Source organism: Pseudomonas benzopyrenica (assembly GCF_036884265.1).
Classification (GTDB): Bacteria; Pseudomonadota; Gammaproteobacteria; order Pseudomonadales; family Pseudomonadaceae; genus Chryseomonas; species Chryseomonas benzopyrenica.
Map to the genome: position 1 here is coordinate 2357940 of NZ_CP145723.1, position 21424 is coordinate 2379363.

Annotated in this window: 25 protein-coding genes and 1 pseudogene; 23 read left to right on the forward strand and 3 right to left on the reverse strand. The window is 63.6% G+C overall.

Going from position 1 to position 21424, the window contains the following annotated elements:
• Nucleotides 1-1777 precede the first annotated feature (1777 nt).
• The 3 genes from V6W80_RS11050 to V6W80_RS11060 are packed head-to-tail and all read left to right on the forward strand — an operon-like array spanning nucleotide 1778 to nucleotide 3996.
• Complete coding sequence (locus V6W80_RS11050; protein WP_007162900.1) at nucleotides 1778-2095, forward strand: DUF1484 family protein; 318 nt, start codon at nucleotides 1778-1780, stop codon at nucleotides 2093-2095.
• 16 nt (nucleotides 2096-2111) lie between these two features.
• Nucleotides 2112-2942 carry a phage antirepressor N-terminal domain-containing protein gene (locus V6W80_RS11055; RefSeq protein ID WP_338547103.1) on the forward strand — a complete coding sequence of 277 codons (831 nt, stop codon included), beginning with the start codon at nucleotides 2112-2114 and terminating at the stop codon, nucleotides 2940-2942.
• A gap of 40 nt (nucleotides 2943-2982) precedes the next feature.
• On the forward strand, nucleotides 2983-3996 hold the full coding sequence (locus V6W80_RS11060; RefSeq protein ID WP_338547105.1) for a DUF4917 family protein: 1014 nt from the start codon (nucleotides 2983-2985) through the stop codon (nucleotides 3994-3996).
• Between the two features lie 915 nt (nucleotides 3997-4911).
• Here the strand turns inward: V6W80_RS11060 and V6W80_RS11065 are convergent.
• Together V6W80_RS11065 and V6W80_RS11070 are read right to left on the reverse strand one after the other, a co-directional pair.
• Complete coding sequence (locus V6W80_RS11065; protein ID WP_338547107.1) at nucleotides 4912-5937, reverse strand: phage portal protein; 1026 nt, start codon at nucleotides 5935-5937, stop codon at nucleotides 4912-4914.
• Nucleotides 5937-7670: a terminase ATPase subunit family protein gene (locus V6W80_RS11070; protein WP_338547407.1), complete on the reverse strand. Its 1734-nt coding sequence runs from the start codon at nucleotides 7668-7670 to the stop codon at nucleotides 5937-5939. Before V6W80_RS11070 ends, V6W80_RS11065 begins: the two co-directional genes overlap by 1 nt.
• 232 nt (nucleotides 7671-7902) lie before the next feature.
• On the opposite strand from V6W80_RS11070, the gene V6W80_RS11075 reads away from it, so the two are divergent.
• The 12 genes and pseudogenes from V6W80_RS11075 to V6W80_RS11130 all read left to right on the forward strand — a co-directional run bounded on the left by V6W80_RS11075 (nucleotide 7903) and on the right by V6W80_RS11130 (nucleotide 14144).
• Nucleotides 7903-8748, forward strand: a complete 846-nt coding sequence (locus tag V6W80_RS11075) for a GPO family capsid scaffolding protein (protein WP_338547109.1) — start codon at nucleotides 7903-7905, stop codon at nucleotides 8746-8748.
• A 28-nt stretch (nucleotides 8749-8776) separates the two neighbouring features.
• Nucleotides 8777-9793, forward strand: a complete 1017-nt coding sequence (locus V6W80_RS11080) for a phage major capsid protein, P2 family (RefSeq protein WP_271654855.1) — start codon at nucleotides 8777-8779, stop codon at nucleotides 9791-9793.
• Nucleotides 9794-9796: 3 nt separating this feature from the next.
• Entirely contained in the window at nucleotides 9797-10498 is a 702-nt protein-coding gene (gene gpM / locus V6W80_RS11085; protein ID WP_338547111.1) for a phage terminase small subunit, read from the forward strand.
• Between the two features lie 102 nt (nucleotides 10499-10600).
• On the forward strand, nucleotides 10601-11062 hold the full coding sequence (locus tag V6W80_RS11090; RefSeq protein WP_338547113.1) for a head completion/stabilization protein: 462 nt from the start codon (nucleotides 10601-10603) through the stop codon (nucleotides 11060-11062).
• The gene (locus V6W80_RS11095; RefSeq protein WP_338547115.1) at nucleotides 11062-11286 is read left to right on the forward strand and encodes a tail protein X; all 225 of its coding nucleotides are present in this window, start codon (nucleotides 11062-11064) and stop codon (nucleotides 11284-11286) included. Before V6W80_RS11090 ends, V6W80_RS11095 begins: the two co-directional genes overlap by 1 nt.
• Before the next feature lie 22 nt (nucleotides 11287-11308).
• A complete protein-coding gene (locus tag V6W80_RS11100; RefSeq protein ID WP_027601400.1) occupies nucleotides 11309-11623 on the forward strand; it encodes a phage holin, lambda family in 315 nt (104 codons plus the stop codon).
• The gene (locus V6W80_RS11105) at nucleotides 11620-12444 is read left to right on the forward strand and encodes an N-acetylmuramidase domain-containing protein (protein ID WP_338547118.1); all 825 of its coding nucleotides are present in this window, start codon (nucleotides 11620-11622) and stop codon (nucleotides 12442-12444) included. The genes V6W80_RS11100 and V6W80_RS11105 overlap by 4 nt, the downstream gene beginning before the upstream one ends.
• A complete protein-coding gene (locus V6W80_RS11110) occupies nucleotides 12441-12647 on the forward strand; it encodes a hypothetical protein (protein ID WP_338547120.1) in 207 nt (68 codons plus the stop codon). The genes V6W80_RS11105 and V6W80_RS11110 overlap by 4 nt, the downstream gene beginning before the upstream one ends.
• Nucleotides 12644-12997: pseudogene (locus V6W80_RS11115) on the forward strand (Rz-like lysis system protein LysB); the annotation flags it as partial. The gene V6W80_RS11110 and the pseudogene V6W80_RS11115, both read left to right, overlap by 4 nt.
• Nucleotides 12921-13178 carry an Rz1-like lysis system protein LysC gene (lysC, locus tag V6W80_RS11120; protein ID WP_338547121.1) on the forward strand — a complete coding sequence of 86 codons (258 nt, stop codon included), beginning with the start codon at nucleotides 12921-12923 and terminating at the stop codon, nucleotides 13176-13178. The pseudogene V6W80_RS11115 and the gene lysC, both read left to right, overlap by 77 nt.
• Nucleotides 13175-13705: a phage tail protein gene (locus tag V6W80_RS11125; RefSeq protein WP_338547122.1), complete on the forward strand. Its 531-nt coding sequence runs from the start codon at nucleotides 13175-13177 to the stop codon at nucleotides 13703-13705. The genes lysC and V6W80_RS11125 overlap by 4 nt, the downstream gene beginning before the upstream one ends.
• Nucleotides 13698-14144 (forward strand): phage virion morphogenesis protein, encoded by a 447-nt coding sequence (locus tag V6W80_RS11130; protein WP_338547123.1) that lies wholly within the window; start codon nucleotides 13698-13700, stop codon nucleotides 14142-14144. The genes V6W80_RS11125 and V6W80_RS11130 overlap by 8 nt, the downstream gene beginning before the upstream one ends.
• Before the next feature lie 143 nt (nucleotides 14145-14287).
• On the opposite strand, the gene V6W80_RS11135 is transcribed toward V6W80_RS11130, so the two are convergent.
• Nucleotides 14288-14782 (reverse strand): hypothetical protein, encoded by a 495-nt coding sequence (locus V6W80_RS11135; protein ID WP_338547125.1) that lies wholly within the window; start codon nucleotides 14780-14782, stop codon nucleotides 14288-14290.
• A 97-nt stretch (nucleotides 14783-14879) separates the two neighbouring features.
• Here V6W80_RS11135 and V6W80_RS11140 point away from each other — a divergent pair, with 97 nt between their 5' ends.
• Genes V6W80_RS11140 through V6W80_RS11175 form a run of 8 tightly spaced genes read left to right on the forward strand, consistent with a single transcriptional unit; the run spans nucleotide 14880 to nucleotide 21357 of the window.
• The gene (locus tag V6W80_RS11140; protein ID WP_338547127.1) at nucleotides 14880-15473 is read left to right on the forward strand and encodes a phage baseplate assembly protein V; all 594 of its coding nucleotides are present in this window, start codon (nucleotides 14880-14882) and stop codon (nucleotides 15471-15473) included.
• Nucleotides 15470-15811: a GPW/gp25 family protein gene (locus V6W80_RS11145; protein ID WP_338547128.1), complete on the forward strand. Its 342-nt coding sequence runs from the start codon at nucleotides 15470-15472 to the stop codon at nucleotides 15809-15811. Before V6W80_RS11140 ends, V6W80_RS11145 begins: the two co-directional genes overlap by 4 nt.
• Nucleotides 15811-16686 (forward strand): baseplate assembly protein, encoded by an 876-nt coding sequence (locus V6W80_RS11150; protein WP_338547130.1) that lies wholly within the window; start codon nucleotides 15811-15813, stop codon nucleotides 16684-16686. Before V6W80_RS11145 ends, V6W80_RS11150 begins: the two co-directional genes overlap by 1 nt.
• Entirely contained in the window at nucleotides 16679-17791 is a 1113-nt protein-coding gene (locus V6W80_RS11155; protein WP_338547132.1) for a phage tail protein I, read from the forward strand. The genes V6W80_RS11150 and V6W80_RS11155 overlap by 8 nt, the downstream gene beginning before the upstream one ends.
• Nucleotides 17792-18151: a hypothetical protein gene (locus tag V6W80_RS11160; protein WP_338547134.1), complete on the forward strand. Its 360-nt coding sequence runs from the start codon at nucleotides 17792-17794 to the stop codon at nucleotides 18149-18151.
• 12 nt (nucleotides 18152-18163) lie between these two features.
• Nucleotides 18164-20356, forward strand: a complete 2193-nt coding sequence (locus V6W80_RS11165) for a glycine-rich domain-containing protein (RefSeq protein WP_338547135.1) — start codon at nucleotides 18164-18166, stop codon at nucleotides 20354-20356.
• Between the two features lie 3 nt (nucleotides 20357-20359).
• A complete protein-coding gene (locus V6W80_RS11170; RefSeq protein WP_338547137.1) occupies nucleotides 20360-20926 on the forward strand; it encodes a DUF4376 domain-containing protein in 567 nt (188 codons plus the stop codon).
• Nucleotides 20926-21357, forward strand: coding sequence for a hypothetical protein (locus V6W80_RS11175; RefSeq protein WP_338547139.1), 432 nt, complete (start codon nucleotides 20926-20928; stop codon nucleotides 21355-21357). The genes V6W80_RS11170 and V6W80_RS11175 overlap by 1 nt, the downstream gene beginning before the upstream one ends.
• Nucleotides 21358-21424 lie beyond the last annotated feature (67 nt).

Below are 21424 nucleotides of genomic sequence, written 5' to 3' on the forward strand. Positions count from 1 at the left end.
TTCATCCCTCACTATGTGGAGTGGGCTGTATAGCCAGCGTTCCGTACTTCCGGCGGGCTGACGTTATCATCTCCATTCCAACTTGTTACCTGACCTTTTGCGATTGCTACGCTGTAGTAACCCGGCTGCGAAAATCGGCTGAAAGGTAGCAAAACGAGCCTAGAACAGACGTGCCGAAACCGCCTCAAACCCAGCAACCACGCGCCCTGAGCCGTCCCGCCGACTTTCCGTGACGCCCATGATGGATCGGGCCGACTGAAGCTGGAACGCCCAGCTGGCGTGGGCTCCAGAGCCCTCCGGCTCGTCTCGTAGCAAATTTGTAGCAACGCCTTCTCCCTGCCCCGCCTCTTTGCCCTTTCTTAGCCCCGAATCCAGCCTATTCATCACGCCTAAGCCAAGGCCTGAATGCGGGTGTGTGAGCGCCTACGAACGTGCGAAAGCGTCAGGGCGAGCGCCAGAGCTTTTTGCGTGCCTATTAGGCTAGATCCCGGATTTATGTTCGGCCAAGGGAATGGCGTTACTTGCGTTACCTGGACGCCCTTCACCGCGCTAAGCCTCGTCCTGCAAGGCTTTCAGCCAATCCGACTGCTGTTACTTTTCCGTTACTTCACCGTTCCTAAGTAACGGAACCCTAATGTTACTTTTTAGAATTAATAAATACTTAAAAATCAATGACTTACATAAAAGTAACGGCAGAGGTAACGGCTGGGTTACGCAGGCAAATGCCGCCGCGAAGCTAGGCCCAGCAAGGCTTCCAGGCCTCAAGCATCTGGGAGGTAACGCAAGTAACGCCCCTGGATACCCCATATGGAAACTGGCCCATCGACGCCGCTTACGCTTGAGCCGAACGTGAGGTGTGATGACAAAATTCCCTATGGCAAAGCTGTATGAGCGCGCACATGGATCCCTCCGTCGAAACCAGACTCACCTCTTACGTTCAGGGTTTTTTCCCACCGTCCTATCAGGTCGCAGCGACCGTCTATGTACTTGAGCGGGCTCGTGCGCCACTTGTTTGCATCACAGTCGTCGCTCCCAACGGAAGTTCTGCGTTTCACGACGCCTATCAGCATCAGATTCTCGACATCTGCTACATGGAGAAGGCCGCTGACTACCTGCGCCAGGTCGTCAGCATGGGGCTAATACCAAGCCGTCCACTAATCAGTGACCGGTGCAGGGATTCGCAGGGAAAAAGGCAAACGCAAAATCCTCATCCAGCCCAGCAGCGGCGTGAAGCGGAGCGCCCTGCAGGGCTGCGGAAAAAGGGACACATTTAGCTCGCAGGCGTGGCGGGGGGACGACGGCGCGCGCTGGGTGCTGACCTCGCTGTAGCTCACCGCCTGGGGCCTCACGTTGGCCATGACAGGCTCGCGATCCGAAGTGTTGGCAGCGCTATGACGATGATGGTCACAGCTACCCAACAACTGAGGTGATTTCCACCACGGTTGGCTTTCAACCATCACCCATCCAGCTATGGTGGAAATCACCATAGCTGCCCCTGCAAGCCATCGTGGTTGACCGCATACACCCAGAGCCCTACGATGGTTGCGTCGCTGCAAATTCAGCGGCCTGGGATTGGCGTCCCGGATAGGAAGGCGGATACGAACACCGCCCTTGAGCGGTTTTTTTGTGTCCGCAGCATGGCTGTGCCCGTAATGGGCGGGCCGTGCGTGGGAGCCTTCGGGCTCGCCGGTCCTTCCCCGGTACGCCAACCCGCACGGTTCCGCCCTCCCTGATTGGCGTCAGGCGGCGGCTCATGACTATGGAAGGGGCTATTGCCATGCAACTCAATGCACTGTCACGTCTGGACGATCTGCACTCTCGCTTCAATCTGCTCCGCGGCCTCGATGACGCCGTCCTGAAAGCCAACGGCTTCGACGCCAGCCTGGAAGAGCTGGCCAGCGTCATAACCGGTCTCAAATCCCTCTCCCACACCCAGTCCCAACTGAGCAGCCTGCACGGCGCCCTGGAGCTGCTGTTGATGCTGCTGGAGGTCGCCCACGCGCGGGATCTGAGCGGCGATCACCTGCATTGCCTGCTGGAGCCACTCCGGGTGAAACTGGACGGGGCGCTGAACGAATTGGACTCGATCATCTAGGCAAGGAGCCGACGCCATGCACACCGCACCTCAGCTATTCCCCGTCCCCTTCCACGGGGACACGGTCATCCTGGTCGGCCAGGATAACGAGCCATATGTCGCGATGAAGCCGATCGTTGCCAACATGGGGATGGATTGGCCTACGCAATACGTCAAGTTGACCGAGAGATTCAGCTCAACCATTGGGGAAATCCCAACGGTTGGCGAGGATGGCAAGACCCGCAACATGATCTGCCTGCCGCTCAAGAAGCTGCCGGCCTGGCTCTACTCCATCAGCCCGAACAAGGTTGCCCCCGAACTGCGCGAGAAGATCATCCGCTACCAGGAAGAATGCGATGACGCGCTCTGGAACTACTGGACCCAGGGCGTGGCCGAGCGGCCAGGCGCGGTGGCGAACGCCAGCAAGCAGATTGCCCTCTCCCGCCACCGGCTGGCCTTGCTGAAAGAGCTGCATCGCACTCGGGACAGGGCACTGCGTAGCGCGATTCATGAGCAGCTTGCGCAGGTATCCCAGGCCCTTGGACTGAGCGTGCCGGAGCTAGAGAGCATTGGCCGGGACGATCCAGAGACGCCGGATATGCTGAAGGCGTTTTGGGAAGGAATTGCAGTTTTAGAAGAGGCAAAAGAGCCATGTAATCATGCCCTTCCAGGGTCTGGCACAATCTGCCTGAACCTTCCAGATATACGCCGACTTTTCAGAAAGTATGAAATCCCCCTAACGCCAAGCAAGGCTCTAAATGACTTGCTTCGTCAATCAAAGTCACCACATTTTATAAAAAATGGACTATTTACAAGCAGCTTATCTCAAAAGAAAATAAGAGGATGGCTTTTTACTTATCAGCTTTAGGGCAAAACCAACAAATCAATCGCAAGCAAGGATGCACAAATTGACTGATGACAAACTAGAAAACTGGAATGAGCTTTCGCGAGAGATAGCTCACAACAAAATTTTGTTAGGTAACGGTAGTAGCCGAGCCATTTGGGATAATTTTAACTATCCCACACTATTTGAAGAGGCGCTTAGGCTTAAGGAAAACCCTCTATCAGATGCTGATGCTAGAATCTTTGACCTTATTAAAACGACGAACTTTGAAGACGCCCTATTTACCTTAAGCCAAGCGCTTAAAGTCAATTCCATCCTGGAACTCCCCACGGACGGATTGGCTGATCGCTATGAAAATATACGCCAGGCATTAGTAAGCGCTGTCAAATCTGTGCACATCAGCTGGACTCAATGCGACCCAGTACTCGATCACTTTGCGAGCAGCCTATTACAGTACAAGCAGGGGGTATTTACAACGAACTACGATCTGATTCTCTACTGGGCAGTTATGAAGCGCCCATGGATACTAAAAGATCTCTTTTTCTCAGATCTGACCTTTGACCCATACAATACAAATGTATGGGAAGGAGGAACGCCTATATACTACCTTCACGGCGGCCTACATCTGTACACCAACAGTAGAGGCTTAACAAAAAAAAGATCAAGATCAGAAAATCCTGAAAACAACTTGCTTACTATTGGAGACAATAGACACCCTCCTCTATTTATAAGCGAGGGAGATTCGGCGGGAAAATACCAACAAATAAGGAAATCAACTTACCTTTTTCACTGCCTCTCCAAGCTGTTAGAAAAAAAACCCAATGAAGAAGTTCATCTATGTATTTTCGGGCATGGCCTTTCCGCTCAGGACTCTCACATATCTGCGAAACTAGCACTTTCTGACTTTGACACAATATCAATCTCGCTAAGAAAACAAGATAGCCATTCTTTGATTGAAACCAAGACGCACTACGAAAGAATCTTTAGACTATATAAAGCCCAGGGAAAACTTAGATTTTTTGACGCAGCCACGCATCCTCTTGGAGACCCTGATATTTCAAGAGCCCCCTCGAAATGAGGGCCAGCACAGATTATGACCGACTTTCAGAAATAAACTAAGAACAAATCAGTAATCTTTTGCAGTACAGCTACAGTCACCGTAGGAGATCCATAAAGCCTTACACATGCCGACGCGACCGTCTGGGATACGCAGGCTCTAAAAAACACCTTCAGAAATGGCGATGGCGGTCGAAATAGCGCTTGCCAATCTAAAGGAACTCAAACCCGTGACATTCAAGACTCTCAAAAAGGTAAGTGTTTGTGAAGATGACCAGACTCTCGAAAGATTGCTCGAGAGCTGGACCGACGTGGTCAAACGCTACTGCGACTTCCATAAAAAGGACAATTGTTGGTGGTACAACGAGCGGGCTAGCTTAAGCACCCTGGCTGGGGCCGCATGGGCGACCAAAGGTGGCGTCGCGTTGGAGGAATTCAGCACTGCAAAAAGGGCGGAGGCATTTGTGGCAGGTGTAGAAGGCGGCGGACTTCGCAACGGGCGGTGTGATCTTTACGTTGGCCTCCCATCGCCAGTCGGCCAGAAAAGTTATGCGTTTGAGGCTAAACAGTGTCGCCAGCCGACTGGTAGACGCTCGGACCCAGTTCTCTACCTCCACCGAGCTATGAGCAGGGCGTGGGAAGATTCTGGACACCTAACGAAAGACGAAGGAGATATACGCTATGCAGCAACCTTCGTACTACCAACAATGAAGCTAGATGAAGTGTGTCCAGACGGGACGAATCATGGGATTTGCGCAACCAAAGTCCGTGAGCGCATCGAGTATTGGATAGGTCGGACTGGGGATTTTCGCAGCCCTAGAAGCAAGGAAACATCTTATGCTTACATTTTTCCAGATGTCGGCGACACAAGATTTTCCTATCAGAAAAAACTTTTCCCGGGAGTTGTGTTGGTCCTCGAAAAGCGTCTCAAAGCCTATCAGCGGTCGAGGGGGTAGCCTAACGGCTGCGTTTCGTATGGCCGGAAGCGGATCACCTCTTCCCCCAGCCACTCGTTGACCTGGGCCAGGCGCGCCTGCAGCGGCTCCAGCTCATTGGCCGCATATACCTCCGCCGCCTCCTTGATCGAGCCGAAGCCGCCGGCGTTCTGGGGCACGATTCCCATCAGCTGCGGCGGGATCCGCAGGCCGGCGAGCATGTCGTCGCGGGTGATGCTCTTGATCGAGTTGAATTCGTCCTTTGCGGCTACCTCGCTGACCGGGATCAGCTGGATGCCGTCTTTCTTGCCGTTGGGCGCGTAGACGAAGAGGTTGCGGAAGTTGCCCGGGCCCTTGGCCGAGCGCAGCGCGCTGCGCAGGGAGTCGATGTCTTCCTCCTTCTGCGCGGCGTCGGTCATGTAGAAGATGAAGCCGGCGTGACTTCCGTTGTTGTAGTACTTGCGCCGGAACAGTGTGGCCGACTCGTTGAGCAGCGCCGACTGCATGGCGGCAAGCCACTCGGGCATGCCGTAGATCTCCTGATTGATGTCCGCCTCGCGCAGGTGGCAGATGGTGCCCGGGGCGAACTCGTGTTCGTCCTGCCAGCCCCTGACCTGGAAGAAGCGGCCCTCCTCCCCTCGCCTCATGTACTTGGCCAGCGGCGGCTGCAGGCTGATCGGCGTGCCTAGGCGTGACTGGCGGCGCTCCAGGTAGGCGTTGCCGCACCAGAGGTAGTCCAGGGCCAGCTGCTCGAAGGCGGCGCGGCTCAGCAGCGGATGCGGGATGAAGGTGCGGGCCAGCAGGTTGCGCTTGAACTTGAGGCCCGAATCCAGATAGACGCTGGCACGGGTGGCCTTGGCCAGGCCGTCGAGGGACAGCGGCGGATCGTAGTAGCGCCCGTTGAACCAGCACTCCAGGTAGTCGAAGACCTCGCGGCCATCGAGCACTGGCGCCGGGTCGCCAAAGGTAAAGGCCTCGACGCCAGGCGCGTGGGCTGCCGGGCTGGCCAGGGCGATGGAATCGTTCATCAGTAGATCTCCATGACGCCGGTGTTGCGGCCGGTCTGGCCCTCCAGCGGCTCGTTGTGCAGGGCATGAAAGAGGGCCCACGCGAGATCCGCATGGCCCGTGGTGTCGTTGCGTCCAGCCGTGTAGGTGAATTGCCGGCCGCTGGCGGTGGTGGTCTTGCGAATGGCCATGAGTGACTGGGCGACATCGGTCCAGCCAGCATCGAATTCGAGCCGGCCGTTCTTGATCACGTCGTAGGCCTTGAGCACCAGGCGGGTCTTCACCTCGGGCGAGTAGCTGAAGGTGGTCAGCCCCGGGAAAAACTGGCGCACCAACTGGGCCACGCCACTGCCCATGCCAGTGACATCGATCCCGATGTAGCTCACCCAGTAGCGCTGGCAGACCTGGCGGATCGCCTCGGCCTGGGCGGCGAAGTCCATGCCGCGGAACTGGTGGCGCTCGAGCACGCGGAACTTGCCGCCCGGTACCGCCGGCGGCGCGACCACCACCAGGCCGGCGGTGTCGCCAGTCTCGGCGGGGTCATAGCCGACCCAAACCGGGCGATCGCCCAGAGGTCGAGCTGCAAACGGTTTGTAGTCCTCGGCCCACTCGACCCAGCTGTCCACCATGCAGGGCTGCAGCATGGCCAGGGGGAAGATGCTCGCGCCGTCGTCGACGAACTGGCACATGAGCAGGTTCTGGAACGCCTCGGCCGAGTATTCGAGCTTGAGCTCCTCCAGGTCGAACAGGTCGCAGCCGCGCGCCTCGGCATCCAGGATGGTGACGATCTGCCGCCAGATCCGGTCCTCGCAGAGCCGGCCCTGCTGCAGGGCGTCGTGGGACACGTCCAACTTGAGGTGCTGGGCGATGGGCTTGCCCTTGTTGAAGCGCTCGCCGGTCCAGAAGGTGTAGGCCTCATGGGCCATGGAGCTCGGCGTCGAGAAGTAGGTCCGTCGGTACTGCTTCTGCATGGCCATGCCGCTGGCCACCTTGTTCAGCTCCTCGAAGCGGAAGGTCCAGAAGAATTCGTCGAAGTAGAAGTTGCCGTGGTAGCCCTGGGCAGTGCGGGCATTGGTACCGAGGAAATGCAGCTCGGCGCCGTTGGCCAGGATGATCGGATCCCCGGTCACCTCTACACCGCAGACCTCCCGCGCAAAGGCCTGGATGTACGCCTTGAAGATATGCGCCTGGTTCTTGCTGGCCGACAGGAAGATCTGATTGCGCCCGGTTATCAGGGCGTCCAGGAAGGCTTCGCGGGCGAAGTAGAAGGTGGCGCCTATCTGCCGGCTCTTGAGGATCGCCCGGGTCCGCTGCTGGCCCGCCCGGTACCAGTCCAGCTGGTAGCCGAAGCACTGGTCGCGGAAAGCGCTTTCAAGGGCCTCGATCTGCTCCTCGCTGAACTCGTTGCGCGCGGCTTTCTTCTTCGGCCCGGCATTGCGGTTGTCCAGCTTGGGATTGAGCTCGGCCTCGGTACCGCCGCCCTGGAAGCGCTGGATCCGCGCCTGGCGCTCCAGCTGGCGGTGGAGCAGGTCGATCTCCTTGAAGTCGCCCCCGGTCTTGCAGTCCTTGAGGATCAGCTGCACCAGCCGCGCTTCCAGGGCGCCGCCGATCCGCTCGACGTTGTCGGCCCGATCCCATTCGTCCCGCGCCTTCCAGCTGTGGACGGTCTTTTCCTTCTCGCCGATCGCCTCGGCGATCTCCGTCACCCGCCAGCCCATCCAGTACAGATGCTTGGCGCGCCGACGCACGTCCATCAGCAGGTCGGTGGACGGGGCGGCCGCCGGCGTTTCGGCCGGGCTTGGCAGGGGCGAGGAAGCGGATAGGCTTTTCATGGCCGCCAGACTGCCGCCCTGATCCCCTCCTCCATAGCGCGCGACCGTGTACCGTGCGCGCCTACAAAACCCCCTCGTTGCTGGGACGCGCGCGCGTCCCGACCATGCCCCTCATCGCCCAAGCACTCCCGCTAAGCCTCTGAGGATCCCCGGCATGGCCGACCCCAAGACCCCCAAACTCCGCTCTCCCTTCTTCCGTGTCGCCGTCGAAGGCGCCACCAGCGATGGCCGCCAGATCGAGCGCGCCTGGATCGAGCAGGCCGCGGCCAGCTACAACCCCAAGACCTACGGCGCCCGTATTTGGATGGAGCACATCCGCAGCAGCGTGGCGGACAGCCCCTTCAAGGCCTACGGCGACGTGGTGGCGGTGAAGGCCGAAGAGGTCGAGATCAACGGCCAGAAGAAGCTGGCCCTCTTCGCCCAGATCGAGCCCACCGCCGACCTGGTGGCCATGAACAAGGCCAAGCAGAAGATCTACACCTCGATCGAGATCTCGCCCAAGTTCGCCGACACCGGCGCCGCCTACCTGGTCGGCCTGGGCATCACCGACAGCCCCGCCAGTCTCGGCACCGATGTCCTGTCCTTCGCCGCGGCCAATCCGGCTGCCAACCCCTATGCCAGTCGCAAGCTGCACGCGGACAACCTCTTCACCGTGGCCGAAGAGACCGCCCTCACCTTCGACGAGGTCGAGGACAAGCCTGGCCTGGGCGCCCTGCTCTTCGCCAAGGTCCAGGAGCTGCTCAAGGGCAAGGAGGCGCAGACCCAGGGTGAGTTCGCCCAGTTCGGCGCCGCGGTCACCGCCGTGGCGGAGCACGTTCGCGAGCAGGACGAGCGCTTCACCCGCGCCGAGGCCGCCCTCACCGAGCTGGCCGGCAAGCACCAGCAGCTGCAAAACGACTTCTCCGCCCTGCAGCTGCAGCTCAGCCAGACCCAAGACCCCAACCAACCCAAGCGCCCTCCGGTTACCGGCGGCGATGGCCAGAACCTGACCGACTGCTGATCAGCCGTTCACCTTTCCGGAGAGATCCATGCGTAACGATACCCGTGTGCTGTTCAACCAATACCTGGAGCAGGTCGCTAAGCTGTCCGGCGTCTCCTCCTCCGCGGCGACCTTCGCCGTGGCGCCCACCGTCCAGCAAAAGCTGGAGACCCGCATCCAGGAGTCGAGCGAGTTCCTGAGCAAGGTCAACATCATTCCCGTCGACGAATTGATGGGTGAAAAGGTCGGCCTGGGCGTCTCCGGCACCATCGCTGGCCGCACCGACACCAGCGGCACCGCCACCCGCCAACCCCGCGAGATGCAGGCGCTCGACAATCGCGGGTACGAGTGCAAGAAGACCGACTTCGACACCGCCATCACCTACCAGCTGCTGGATACCTGGGCCAAATTCCCCGACTTCCAATCGCGCTTGCGTGACGCGATCGTGAAGCGGCAGGCCCTGGACCGCTTGATGATCGGCTTCAACGGCACCAGCGCCGCGGCCACCACCAACCGTGCCACCAATCCGCTGCTCCAGGACGTGAACATCGGCTGGCTGCAGCAGTACCGCAGCAATGCACCGCAGCGCGTGCTGAAGTCGGGCAAGGCCGAAGGCAAGATCGTGATCGGTACCGGCAGCGACGCCGACTACAACAACCTGGACGCCCTGGTCTTCGACGCGGTCAGCAACCTGATCGACCCCTGGTACCGCAAGGATCCGGGCCTGGTGGTGATCCTCGGCCGCGACCTGGTGCACGACAAGTACTTCCCACTGGTGAACAAGGAACAGCCCGCCTCCGAGAAGCTGGCTACCGACGTGATCCTGGCCCAGCGCCGCATGGGCGGCCTGCAGCCGGTCGAGGTGCCGTACTGCCCGGACAACGGGATGCTCATCACCTCGCTGCAGAACCTGTCGCTCTACTACCAAACTGGTGGCCGCCGCCGCTTCGTCAAGGAGGCGCCGGAGAAGAACCGCATCGAGAACTACGAGTCGAGCAACGACGCCTACGTGGTCGAGGACTACGGCTTCGGCTGCCTGATCGAAAACATCGTGACGGGCGTGTAAGCCATGGCCTCCTCTCCCGCGAAAAGCCACTTCCAGGCAGCTGCAGCGGCGCTCGCCGCCGCGGCCGCCGGGCCGGCCGACAGCATGGCGGGCCGCACCGTGTACGAGCAGCAGCTGGCCCAGCTGCTGCAGGACCGGCTGCGACTCAAGCAGGTGCAATCCACCCAGGCCAAGGCCGAACTCAAGCGGCAGCTGCTCGGCGCCTACGCCGACTATGTCAGCGGCGTGCTCGAGGGCGGCAAAGGCGCCCAAGACGAGGTGCTGGTCACCGTGATGATCTGGCGCATCGATGCCGGCGAGTTCGCAGGCGCCCTGGACATCGCCGCCTACGTGCTGCGCCACGGCTTGCTGATGCCCGATCGCTTCGAGCGCACCCCGGGCTGCCTGATCGCCGAGGAAGTCGCCGAAGGCGCGCTGGCCTCGCAGAAAGCCGGCCAGCCCTTCGACCTGGACATCCTGGTCCGCACCGCCGTGCTCACTGATGAGCACGACATGCCCGACGAGGCGCGCGCCAAGCTCTATCTGGCCATCGGTCGGGCTGAGCTGGCCGACGTCGACGAGGATCGACCCGGCCGACCGGGCCAACTGGTCTCGGCGATCGAGATGCTGCGCAAGGCGATCGGCTTGCACGACCGCTGCGGCGGCAAGAAAGACCTGGAACGGGCCGAGCGCCTGGCCAAGAAACATGCCGCCCCTGGCGGCTAACCGAGCGGTCCCCCGCAACCCCGCCGGCTCGGGGCGGATCGGCCAGGCCTCGCCTGGGACCGTGAAGTCCCGACCACCGGCGACCTATTCGAGAGCAGCACCATGAGCGGATTCGTTGCAGGCGGCACCGTCGCCAGCGGTCAGGTGGTGTCCGACCCCTTCTGGCCGGCGATAGAGCTGGACCAGGTCCGCGCGCGGCTGCGGATCGACAGCAGCGTCAGCACGGAGAAGCTGAAGGCGGCGGTGATCGCCGCGGCCATCGGCGTCAACCGCGAGCTCGCCGGCTACCGTTTCGCCCAATCCACCAGCGGCTACGCGGCCCTGGCCGCCGTGCCCGGGCTACTGGTCGACGGCGTCAGCGAGCGTGCCCACCTCTACCTGCGCGCGATCGATGCCGCCACCGCGGCCGAGGTCGCCGAGCGATACCGCAGCTATGACAGCACCGCCAAGGGCGACAAGGACGCCGAGGCTCAGACACCCACCATCGACGAGTACCGGCGGGATCAGCGCTGGGCCATCCGCGATTTCCTGGGCCTGGCCCGGACCACCGTGGAGCTCATCTGATGGCCACCGTCGTGCGCGCCCAGCAAGGCGACACCTTGGACCGGATCTGCCTGCGGCACTACGGGCGCACCCAGGGCGCCACCGAGGCCGCGCTCGAAGCCAACCCGGGCCTAGCCGAGCTCGGCCCCATCCTGCCGATCGGCACCCCTGTCACCCTGCCAGACGCCCCCACCCAAGCCTCTGCCGGCATCGCCGCGCAGCAGCCGGTGAACCTCTGGGACTGACCCCATGCACGAGAAACCTCCTATGCCCGACCGCCCCGACACCTGGGCCTGGCTCGCCGCCTGGCTCGAAGACAACTGGCCTGCGCTCTACGCCGGGCTGGTGGCTGGCGTCATCGCCGCCCTGCGCATCGCCTACGGCGGCGGCACCCTGCGCCGCGTGCTGCTCGAAGCGCCGCTCTGTGGCGCCCTGGCCCTGGCCGCAAGCCATGGCCTCTCCCTGCTGGGCATCCCCGCCAGTACCGGCCCCTTTTGGGGCGGAATCATCGGACTGCTGGGCGTCGAGGGCACTCGCGCCGCGGCCAAACGCTTCGTCGAACGCAAGGTGGAGACGCAATGAACCAGCCCAAGATTCTGATCCTTGGCGCCCACGGCCTGGCCGTGCGCGACCTGCAGAAAGCCCTGGCCGCGGCCGGCTTCACCGTCGACCTGGACGGGGACTACGACGAAGGCACCGAGCACGCCGTCGCAGCCTTCCAGCGCTCGGTCGGCCTGGTAGCCGATGGCATCGCCGGCCCGAAGACCTTCGCCGCCCTGCTGGGCAAGCGCGATCCGCTCCACCTGGGGTTTGCCGACCTCGAGCGCGCCGCCAAGACCCTGGGCATCCCCGTCGCGGCCGTTCAGGCGGTCAATGAGGTCGAGTCCAAGGGCGAAGGCTTCCTGGACAACGGCCGGGTGGTGATCCTGTTCGAGCGCCACGTCTTCTACCAACGCCTGGTCAAGGCCCACGACCAGGCCGAGGCTGATCGCCTGGCAGGCCTCCACCCGAACCTGATCAACCCGAAGTCCGGCGGCTATGCCGGCGGCGCGGCCGAGTGGCAGCGCCTGACCTCGGCCCGCCAGATCGACGAGGCCTGCGCGCTGGAGTCGTGCAGCTGGGGCCTGTTCCAGGTCATGGGCTACCACTGGCAGGACCTTGGCTATGCCAGCGTCCAGGACTTCGTCACCCGCATGCAGGCCAGCGAAGCCGAGCAGCTCGACGCATTCGTCCGCTTCGTCAAGGCGGATCCCGCGCTGCTCAAGGCACTCAAGGCCGGCAAGTGGGCGGACTTCGCCCGCGGTTACAACGGCCCGGCCTACGCCCGCAATCTCTACGACGTGAAGCTCGAGCGCGCCTTCGCCCGCTACAGCGCCGCCGCCCCGGCTAAGGACGCCGCATGACACCTGCCACTGACGTGCAACGCCTGGAGCCGCAGGATGGGGAGGTCTTCATCCTGCCGGTCGGCGCTTCCTTCGAGGAGGCCGAGCGCCTCTGCGAAGCCATCCAGACAGCCAAGCCGGGCGTGCGGGCTGTCGTGGTGATCGGCGAGCTCGCGCACCTGGACCAGGCGGCGATGAACCGCGCTGGCTGGTACCGTCAATGATCAGCTGGAAGGCGAAGGCGCTCTTCGCGCTCGCCCTGGCGCTGACGATCGCCGTGCTGTGCCTGACCCTCTATGCGCAGGGCCTGCGCATAGACCAGGCCAACCAGCAGCGCGAGGCCGCTGAGGACCAGGTCACCCAGCTGACCAGCGAGCGCGACCACCTCACCGCCACCCTCACCGAGCAGCGGGCCGCCCAGGCCCAGTTGCAAACCACCCAGAAAGACCTGCGCCGCGAGATCGACGTCCGCAAGCGCCGGATCCAGGAGCTCGAAGATGAAAACGCCGACCTCAAGGCTTGGGCTGGCCAGCCTCTGCCTGCTGCTGCTCGCCGGCTGCGCGAACGGCCCGTCCTCACCGGAGCCACGGCTTACCGTGAATGGCTGTCCAGTGGTAACGCGCTGCCAGCTGCCGTCGACCCACCCGCGCAATAACGGCGAGCTCCTGGGCGACAGCGAGATCCTGGAAGCGGCCTGGGCCGACTGCGCTGCCCAGGTCGATATGGTCTATGACGCCCAGCAGGCGCGCCCATGAATAAGCCCGAAAGCCTGCGTGCTCACCTGCTCGCCGCCGTGCCGGAGCTGCGCCACAGCCCGGACCGGCTGCTGATCTTCATCGACAAGGGCAAGCTGCGCTGCACCGCGGCGGCTAGCCTGTCCTGGGAGTACGGCTACGAGCTCCAGGTCATCCTGACCGACTTCGCCGGCCACCCGGACGCGGTGATGCTGCCGCTCCTGGCCTGGATCCGGACGAACCAGTCCGAGCTGCTCGTCAACCTGGACAAGTCCGCCCAGGGCATCGGCTTCGAGGCCGACATCCTGGACAACTCCAAGGTGGATCTGGCGATCACCCTGCCCCTCACCGAGCGCGTGGTCGTGAAACGCCAGCCGGACGACACCTATCAGCTGAGCCACGTGCCCGAGTCCCCGTATACCGAGTACCAGGAACCAGCCACCTGGCAGGTCTTCGCCGGCAGCGAGCTGCTTGCCGAATGGCAATCCGGAACCGCCGGCGACACCCTGGCCCTGGAAACGCCACATCCGGGCCGCAGCGATGGCTGACCTCGAGGCGCTGGAGACCTGGCTCTCGCCGCTCCTGCAAAAGCTGGATGGCCGCGGCCGGGCCCAACTGGCCCGCAAGGCTGCCCAACAGCTGCGCCGCAGTCAGCAGCAGCGGATCCGCGCCCAGGTGAACCCGGATGGCTCACCGTTCGAGGCGCGCAAGCCGCGGGATCTACGTGGCAAGAAGGGCCGCATCAAGCGGCGGATGTTCGAGAGGCTCAAGATGGCTCAGTACCTTAAGGCCAAGGGCACGCCGCAGCAGGCTGTGATCGGCTTCGCCGGTCGCGTCTCCCGCATTGCCCGCGTCCACCAGTACGGCCTGAAAGACCGCGCCGAACGCGGAGCCCCCGAGGTTCGTTATGCCAGACGTGAGCTAATTGGACTGAGCGAAGAGGAAATAGATAATTTAGCGGAAATGATTCTAAGCGAATTGGTATAGGGCGCTGGTTCGCAGCGCCCTATGGTGTTACTTGTCTCGCGTGTTCCCTAGCGGAGGCTGTTTATCTCTGCGTACATACTCAGTTGGTGCTGGCGGAGGCGGCGGCGTCTTACTATTGTTTTGTGGCTTCTCATTGCGATCGCTCATTTCATCAACTCCATTGTGGCTGCGATAACTGCAAATATACCTAAAGCCCAAGCACTATAGGTTAGTTCGCTATAGCAAAAACCTATATTCTTTGCCTTTCGGTCACTTTGGAAAGAAAGCTCATCAATCGTATTAGCATACCAATTGACAAGATGCCTCTCCCATTCACTTTTTTCAACGTAGGTCATCCACTCGATAGCACCACGACTTCTTGGCATGACCGGACAGTCATTAATCTTCAGCGCTAGAAGCGAATGCCCCCAAGAGCAAACGACACAGAAGAGAGCAATTATAAATGCTGCCAACCGCAGCCATTCTGCAAGTGAACTTGGAGATAGCAGCGCGCTATCTTTGAATCCAAGCGCTGCACCAAGCACCCCTATCAAAACTGAAAGATAGCCAAGAATTTTAGCGGACTTTTCCTCAAGCTGCGTGAAACGAGCTTGCTCTTCCGAATACCTATCCTTGAGATAATCCAAAACCTCCGCCATTGCTATCCTCGTTGGCTGATCCTGACGTCTGTGTATAGCGCTCCGCTACAAATTCCGCCAGCTGCGTATCACACGCGCGACCGCCATCCTCCGCGGCATGACCGACATCGCCGCCCTTTCCCGCCTCATCGAGAACCTGTTCCGCCTCGGCACCGTTGCCGAGGTCGACCATGGCAGTCTCCCAGACAAACGCCCTGCCCGCGTTCGGGTTCAGAGCGGCGACCTGCTGACCGGCTGGCTGCCCTGGGCCGCCCTGCGCGCCGGCACCACCCGCGACTGGGATCCGCCCACCGTAGGCGAGCAGGTCCTGGTCCTCAGCCCCAGCGGCCAGACCGCCCAGGGCATCGCCATCACCGGCCTGTTCAGCGCCCTCATTCCTGCCAATGGCGATCGCGCCGGCCTGCACCGCCGCACCTACCCGGACGGCGCCGTCGTCGAGTACGACAGCGTGGCCCATCGCCTGCGCGCCGTCCTGCCCGAGGGTGGCGTCACCGACCTGACCAGCCCCGGCGGCATCAACATCGTCGGCCCGATCAACCACCAGGGCGACTACACCCAGACCGGCAACCAGACCGTCACCGGCAAGGTAGCCGTCAGCGAGGACGTGGTCGCCGCCGGCATCAGCCTGGTCAAGCATCCCCACGGCGGCGTGCAGCCCGGTAATGGCAAGACCGGAGCGCCCACGGCATGAACCGAACCACCGGCCTGACCATCACCGACCTCAATCACCTGCAGCAATCCGTGGCCGACATCCTCACCACACCGATCGGCACCCGGACCATGCGCCGCGAGTACGGCTGCGACCTGTTCAGCCTGCTCGACCAGCCGCTCAACCCTGCCCTCGCCCTGCAGGCCAAGGCCACCGCCGTGACCGCCCTGCTGCGCTGGGAGCCCCGCCTCAACCTCACCTACATCGGTATCAGCCTGGGCGACGCCCCGGGCCAGGCCTTCGTTGACCTGGAGGGCTACAGCACCGTCAACGACGCCGCCGTCAGCCTGCGTGCCCCTTTGATCCTGGGAGGCCTGTGATGACCGGCACCTACACGACCATCGACCTCAGCCAATTGCCCGCGCCGGACATCATCGAATCGCTCGACTTCGAGACGCTGCTGGCCGCCCGCAAGGCGCGCCTCATCAGCCTGTACCCGGCTGAAGAGCAGGCGGATCTGGCCACGCGCTTGGTGCTGGAGTCGGAGCCGCTCAACAAACTGCTCCAGGAAAACACCTATCGCGAGCTGCTGCTGCGCCAGCGCATCAACGAAGGCGCCCGGGCTTGCATGCTGGCGTACAGCAGCGGCAGCAACCTCGATCACCTGCTGGCCCTGCTCGGCGCCGAGCGCCTGCCCGATGAGCAGGACCCGAACTACCGCGAGCGCGGTCGCCAGGCGCCCTTCGCCTACAGCACCGCCGGCCCAGCCGCGGCCTACCGCTTCCACGCCCTGTCGGCCACCCCCAGCGTGCTCGATGCAGCCGTCGACAGCCCCTTGCCGGGCCAGGTGCGGGTGACCGTCCTGTCGCGGGACGACGCCGGCCTGGCCGCGCCCGAGCTGCTGTCGGTGGTGGCCAAGGCCCTCAACGCCGAGGACGTGCGCCCGCTCAATGACAGCGTGACCGTTCAGAGCGCCACGCTAGTGGAGTGGGTGCTTGCGGCGACCCTCTACATTCCCGAAGGTCCCGCCCCGGAGCCGGTGATGGCCGCAGCTCAGAAAGCAGCCCAGGCCTATGCCGACAGCTGCCACCGTCTCGGCGTACCGCTGCGGCTTTCTGCGCTCTATGCCGCCCTGCATCAACCCGGCGTGAGTCGCGTCGCCCTGCAATCGCCGCTGGCCGACCTTGAGGTCAACCCGACCCAGGCGCTGAGCTGCACGCGCCTGACCCTCACGCGGGTGGCCGTCGATGGCTGACGCCACCCTGCTGCCGCCCAATGCCACCGCGCTCGAGCGGGCGCTGGCAGCCTCGGCGCCGCTGGACCTCCCGGTGCGCATCGGCACGCTCTGGAACGCAGAGACCTGTCCGGCCGAGTTGCTGCCCTGGCTCGCCTGGGCCCTGAGCGTCGACTTCTGGAGCCTGGCCGGCAACGAAGCACAGCAGCGCGGTCTGATCGCCAATGCCATCACCTGGCACCGCAAGCGCGGCACGCCCTGGGCGCTCAAGCAGGCCCTGGCCACCGTGGGCTATCCCGGCTCGACCCTGATCGAGTACCAGGACTATCGCCAGCAGTGGTCCGCTGTCGGTGGCCGCTTGCTCGATGGCAGCTGGGTAATAGATGGCCAGAGCACCATCACACCGCAGGCCGTGGCCATCACCGACGTCGGCCAACTCGCCCTGAGCCATTGGGCCGAGTACGCCATCCGCCTCAACATCGGCGAGGGGCTCTGGACGCGCGAGCAGCAACGCGCCGTCCGCCGCCTGGCCGGCCTCTATGCGCCTGAGCGCAGCCATTTGCGCGGCCTGCTGGTCCACGCGCGGCTGGACTTCGACGCCAGCATCCGTCTGGTCGACGCCCGGATCAGGGGCCGCACCCGCTTCGATCGCTGCACACGGTTGGCCGTCCACGGCTGGCGCGTCCTGGACGGCTGCTGGCTAATCGAGGGTGAAGAGGCGCCCCTGCTGCTGGACGGCACCTGGTCGCTCGGCGGCCCCCTGGATCTGGAAGGCACCCAGCCAGCCGGGCTGCCGCTGAATGCCGGCTTTGCCAGCTTCGCCGCGCGGGGCCGCACACGCCTGTCCTTGGCCGGCGCCGGCGGCGATCGCCGCGATCCGCCCCGCCCGCTGCTGGAATCCGCTGCCCTCGACGGCCAGTGGTACCTGGACGGCCCCAGCCTGACGGGTCAGCGGCGCCTGGATGGTCGCAACGCCTTGGACTACCCCCTGCTGGCCACCCTCGGCCAGCGCCGCCTGGACGGCACCTGGCACCTGGGCTGCGTCCCGGGCCAGGTCGGCGTCTGGTTCTCCGCCATCGCCACGGTTCGCCATGCCGACGGCTCCACCACCCGAGAGGTGCTGTAGATGCTTACCCCCGTTGCGGCCGCGACCGCTTACCGCCACCGCATTGCCCTGGCCGTGGCCGAGGGAGGTGCCATCCCCAAGGCCGCCTATCTGGCCTTTGGCAGCGGCGACCGCCCCTATTCCCCCGACACCGATACCGCGCTGCAGGCCGAATTCCTGCGCGTGGCCTGTACCACCTCCGTGGATGGCGTACGCCTCACGGTCACCGGCGTCCTCAAGGGCTCGGCGACCGGGCTCAACGTCACCCGCGAGGTGGCCGTGTTCGCGGCCGACGGCACCCTCATGGGTCGCCGCGTGGTCGCCGCCAAAGAGCTGGAACCCGAAACCGAGATCACCTTCGAGCTGGTCTTCGAATACTGAGTGGAGAGCACCATGACGCAACAACTCACCGTGACCGGGAAACCGGTCTTTACCGAAGCGCTGCCCGCGCTGACCACCAGCTCGCCGGGTCACCCGGACAGCTGGAACCCGCAGTATCAGGCGCTGCTGAGCAATGACCATTTCCTGCGCAACGCGATCAACGCCGTCGGCCAGGGCCTGGCCGGTTTCGAGGATCGCCTCGAGGGCGTCGAGATCACCAGCTCGGCCGCGCTCGATCGCGCCATGCGCCTCAATTGGCTGTATGGCGCAAGCCGCATGGCCCTCGAGCTGTTCACCCCGGCTTGGTCCCAGCGTGATCTGGACCCGGTCGCGGTAACCAGCGCCGTCGCCGGCGATGACTCGATCGATCTCGAGACCACCGCCGGTCTGCAGCTCGGCCAGGAATACGTGATCGCGGGAGCCGCCGGCGCCGAGGTGGTCAAGGTCTCGCAGATCCTGACCAGCAAGCGGATCCGCATCACCGGCGTGCTGTTGGCGACCTACGACAACATGGCCACCCTGTCCCGCACCAACTGGGCGCTGAGCGTCGGTGAAGCCGCGGCGGCCGATGGCTCGCTCTACTTCTCCAAGGGCATGACCCTGTCCAGCGCCCTGGGCAACCACCTGGTGGTGATCCGTCGCACGGCCAGCGCGGCCAAGACCCGGCTCTTTTTCATCGACGCGAACAACGCCACTTGGAAAGAGGCCCCGCTGCTGCAGCAGGTCGCCACCGGCGTGACCGATGCCGGGATGGCCGATTACACCTATCAGGTTCCGGCGACCGGCGAGTTCCGCCTCAAGGTGCTGGTGACTGGCGGCGCGATCAAGCTGCGCCACCTGGCCGCCGTGACCGGCCGCCCGGCCACCCTGGCGGCGGCAGGCATCGGCGACGCCTACACCAAGACCGAGACCGACGCCGGCCTGGCCGCTGTGCCTCGTACCCGCGTCGTCACTCAACCGACAGTGACCGGATCGACTAGCGTCACCCCGGCGACCAACTTCACGCTGACCGCTGCAGCGTCCTCGCGTCTGTCCGGCGTGACGGTGGCCAGCTTTGACTGGACCAAGCCGGACGGCTCCAAAGTCAACACCGTGGCCAGCAACGGCAGCGCCTCGCTTACCCTGCAGGTGCAGGGCGCCGTCGGCGAAACGCGGCAGGTATCCGTCGAGGCGATCGACAGCGACGGCAACCGCTCGGCCCCGCGCCAGGTGGTGCTGACCATCACCAACAACAACGCCCCGAGCATGGCGACCTTTGCTCATACCGTCCCGTCGGGGATGCAGCAGGCCGCCAGCCAGGCCGTGAGCTTTAGCGGCGCGACCGACGCCGACGGCGATGCCATCACCTACACGTTCGACTTCGGCAGCAGCGGCTTTACCGCAAGCAAGACCAGCGGCATCGCACCGAACGAATCGGTGACCCTGACGGCGCCAGCCACTACCGTGCCGAGCGACCCGCGCAGCTTCACCGTCTACGCGGTGGACGCCAAAGGCGCCCGCACCGGCGCAACGATCAACGTCAACGTGATTGGCCAGTCGCTGTGGGAATTCACCACGCCCGGCGCCTACAGCTTCACCCCGCCTGCGGATGGGCAGTATGAGGTGATCGTCGTTGGTGGTGGCGGCGCCGGTGGTAGATACAGCACCGGCAACGCCTGTGGCGGCGGTGGCGGTGGTTCCGGCTACGCGGACCGCAAGGTGGTAACGCTCAAGTCCGCCCAGCAAGTGAGTGGCGCGGTGGGCTCCGGCGGCACGACCTTTGTGGGCAGTAGCACCATTGGTACCGACGGGGGTACGTCTTCATTCGGCACGGAGCTCAGTGCTGCCGGTGGAAAGGCGGCCCTGAGCACCAATGGCGGCGCGGGTGGCTCGGGCGGTGCCTCGGGTATCCAGTCCTCGACTGGTACTTCCACGGGCGGTTCAGACGGTAGCGACGGCGCCGAATTTGGTTCGAGCTCGCGCAAAGGTGCTGGCATGGGTGCGGGATACTACTCGCGTCTCGATTCAACTATCACGCACGGTCGCGGCGGCTTGACCCCTGGCCGCGCTGGTGGCGGCGGCGGTGGCTGGGGGCCTACGCCTGCAGAAACCACCAACTATGGCGGCGGCTATGGCGCTGGCGGTGCGGGCTCAAGTTCCGAATCGCAAACCGCGTCCTTCGGCGGCCGTTCTGGCTATGTCCGCGTTAAGTACCTGGGAGCCTAAGCCATGGACCAAACCACCTACACTCGTATCGACACCGACGGCCGTTGCGCCGAATTCATCACCTGGGACCCGGCCGGCCGCTATCCGGTCGAGCTGAAATGGCTGCCGGTACCGGCAGCGCTGGTGCCCTTTGTGGGCAGCCAGTACCGCGCCGAGGACGAGCAGATCCTGCCGCCTTCGCTCGACAGCCTGCGCGACCAGGTCAAGGCACTGGCCACCGAGCGCCGCTGGCAGGTCGAAACCGGCGGCATCACTCTGGCCGACGGCACCCGCATCCTCACCGCCACGGATGATCAGGCCCGCATCGATACCGCGCTGAGCAACATGGAGCGCTATGCCATCAAGTCGGTCGACTTCAAGTCGGCGGGCGGCTTCGTGACGCTGAGTTACGAGCAGCTAAAGGCCATCGGCGCCGCCGTGGTGGCTCACGTTCAGGGCTGTTTCAGCGCTGAAATGAAGCATCACGCGGCGATCGATGCCCTGACGGACGTGCTCACGATTGCCAGCTACGACTGCTCGGCCGGCTGGCCGGGTCAGGCTGAGCCGGCATCCGCTGAACCCGCTGCCTGATGGTCCGCCTCGCGCTGTACAAGGCGCCGGGCGACTTCTACGACCGGGCCATCCGCGCCTGGACGCGCAGCCCCTACTCGCACTGCGAGTTGGTGCTGCCGGACGGCCGCTTCGTCAGTAGCTCGCCCAGGAACGGCGGCGTGCGCGCCAAGGTGATCGAGCCGGATCCAGCGGTCTGGAACTTTCTGCTCCTGCCCTGGATCCAGCCCGCCCACGTCGAGCAACTGCTAGAGCGGGAGGCCGGGGCGGGTTATGACTGGCTGGGCGTTCTGGGCAGCCAGATCCTGCCGGCCGGCATCCAGAGCCGGTCGCGCTGGTTCTGCTCGGAGTTCTGCGCCCACGTCCTGGAGCTGGAGCGGCCGCAGCGCTACAGCCCGGGGCAGCTGGCCAAGACTGTGCGCTGGGCCTCGAACCTGGTTCCGCTTTTGTAGCCCCCCCTCTTACACAACCCGCCGCGCGACCCGCGCGCGCGGATCCGCCAGCCTGTGCAGCGTCACC

Bases quoted from the DNA above. Each gene is read 5' to 3' on its own strand.
- V6W80_RS11050 (WP_007162900.1), top strand. From the start codon at position 1,778: ATGCAACTCAATGCACTGTCACGTCTGGACGATCTGCACTCTCGCTTC.
- V6W80_RS11055 (WP_338547103.1), top strand. From the start codon at position 2,112: ATGCACACCGCACCTCAGCTATTCCCCGTCCCCTTCCACGGGGACACG.
- V6W80_RS11065 (WP_338547107.1), bottom strand. From the start codon at position 5,937: ATGAACGATTCCATCGCCCTGGCCAGCCCGGCAGCCCACGCGCCTGGC.
- V6W80_RS11070 (WP_338547407.1), bottom strand. From the start codon at position 7,670: ATGGACGTGCGTCGGCGCGCCAAGCATCTGTACTGGATGGGCTGGCGG.
- V6W80_RS11075 (WP_338547109.1), top strand. From the start codon at position 7,903: ATGGCCGACCCCAAGACCCCCAAACTCCGCTCTCCCTTCTTCCGTGTC.
- V6W80_RS11080 (WP_271654855.1), top strand. From the start codon at position 8,777: ATGCGTAACGATACCCGTGTGCTGTTCAACCAATACCTGGAGCAGGTC.
- gpM (WP_338547111.1), top strand. From the start codon at position 9,797: ATGGCCTCCTCTCCCGCGAAAAGCCACTTCCAGGCAGCTGCAGCGGCG.
- V6W80_RS11090 (WP_338547113.1), top strand. From the start codon at position 10,601: ATGAGCGGATTCGTTGCAGGCGGCACCGTCGCCAGCGGTCAGGTGGTG.
- V6W80_RS11095 (WP_338547115.1), top strand. From the start codon at position 11,062: ATGGCCACCGTCGTGCGCGCCCAGCAAGGCGACACCTTGGACCGGATC.
- V6W80_RS11100 (WP_027601400.1), top strand. From the start codon at position 11,309: ATGCCCGACCGCCCCGACACCTGGGCCTGGCTCGCCGCCTGGCTCGAA.
- V6W80_RS11105 (WP_338547118.1), top strand. From the start codon at position 11,620: ATGAACCAGCCCAAGATTCTGATCCTTGGCGCCCACGGCCTGGCCGTG.
- V6W80_RS11110 (WP_338547120.1), top strand. From the start codon at position 12,441: ATGACACCTGCCACTGACGTGCAACGCCTGGAGCCGCAGGATGGGGAG.
- lysC (WP_338547121.1), top strand. From the start codon at position 12,921: ATGAAAACGCCGACCTCAAGGCTTGGGCTGGCCAGCCTCTGCCTGCTG.
- V6W80_RS11125 (WP_338547122.1), top strand. From the start codon at position 13,175: ATGAATAAGCCCGAAAGCCTGCGTGCTCACCTGCTCGCCGCCGTGCCG.
- V6W80_RS11130 (WP_338547123.1), top strand. From the start codon at position 13,698: ATGGCTGACCTCGAGGCGCTGGAGACCTGGCTCTCGCCGCTCCTGCAA.
- V6W80_RS11135 (WP_338547125.1), bottom strand. From the start codon at position 14,782: ATGGCGGAGGTTTTGGATTATCTCAAGGATAGGTATTCGGAAGAGCAA.
- V6W80_RS11140 (WP_338547127.1), top strand. From the start codon at position 14,880: ATGACCGACATCGCCGCCCTTTCCCGCCTCATCGAGAACCTGTTCCGC.
- V6W80_RS11145 (WP_338547128.1), top strand. From the start codon at position 15,470: ATGAACCGAACCACCGGCCTGACCATCACCGACCTCAATCACCTGCAG.
- V6W80_RS11150 (WP_338547130.1), top strand. From the start codon at position 15,811: ATGACCGGCACCTACACGACCATCGACCTCAGCCAATTGCCCGCGCCG.
- V6W80_RS11155 (WP_338547132.1), top strand. From the start codon at position 16,679: ATGGCTGACGCCACCCTGCTGCCGCCCAATGCCACCGCGCTCGAGCGG.
- V6W80_RS11160 (WP_338547134.1), top strand. From the start codon at position 17,792: ATGCTTACCCCCGTTGCGGCCGCGACCGCTTACCGCCACCGCATTGCC.
- V6W80_RS11165 (WP_338547135.1), top strand. From the start codon at position 18,164: ATGACGCAACAACTCACCGTGACCGGGAAACCGGTCTTTACCGAAGCG.
- V6W80_RS11170 (WP_338547137.1), top strand. From the start codon at position 20,360: ATGGACCAAACCACCTACACTCGTATCGACACCGACGGCCGTTGCGCC.
- V6W80_RS11175 (WP_338547139.1), top strand. From the start codon at position 20,926: ATGGTCCGCCTCGCGCTGTACAAGGCGCCGGGCGACTTCTACGACCGG.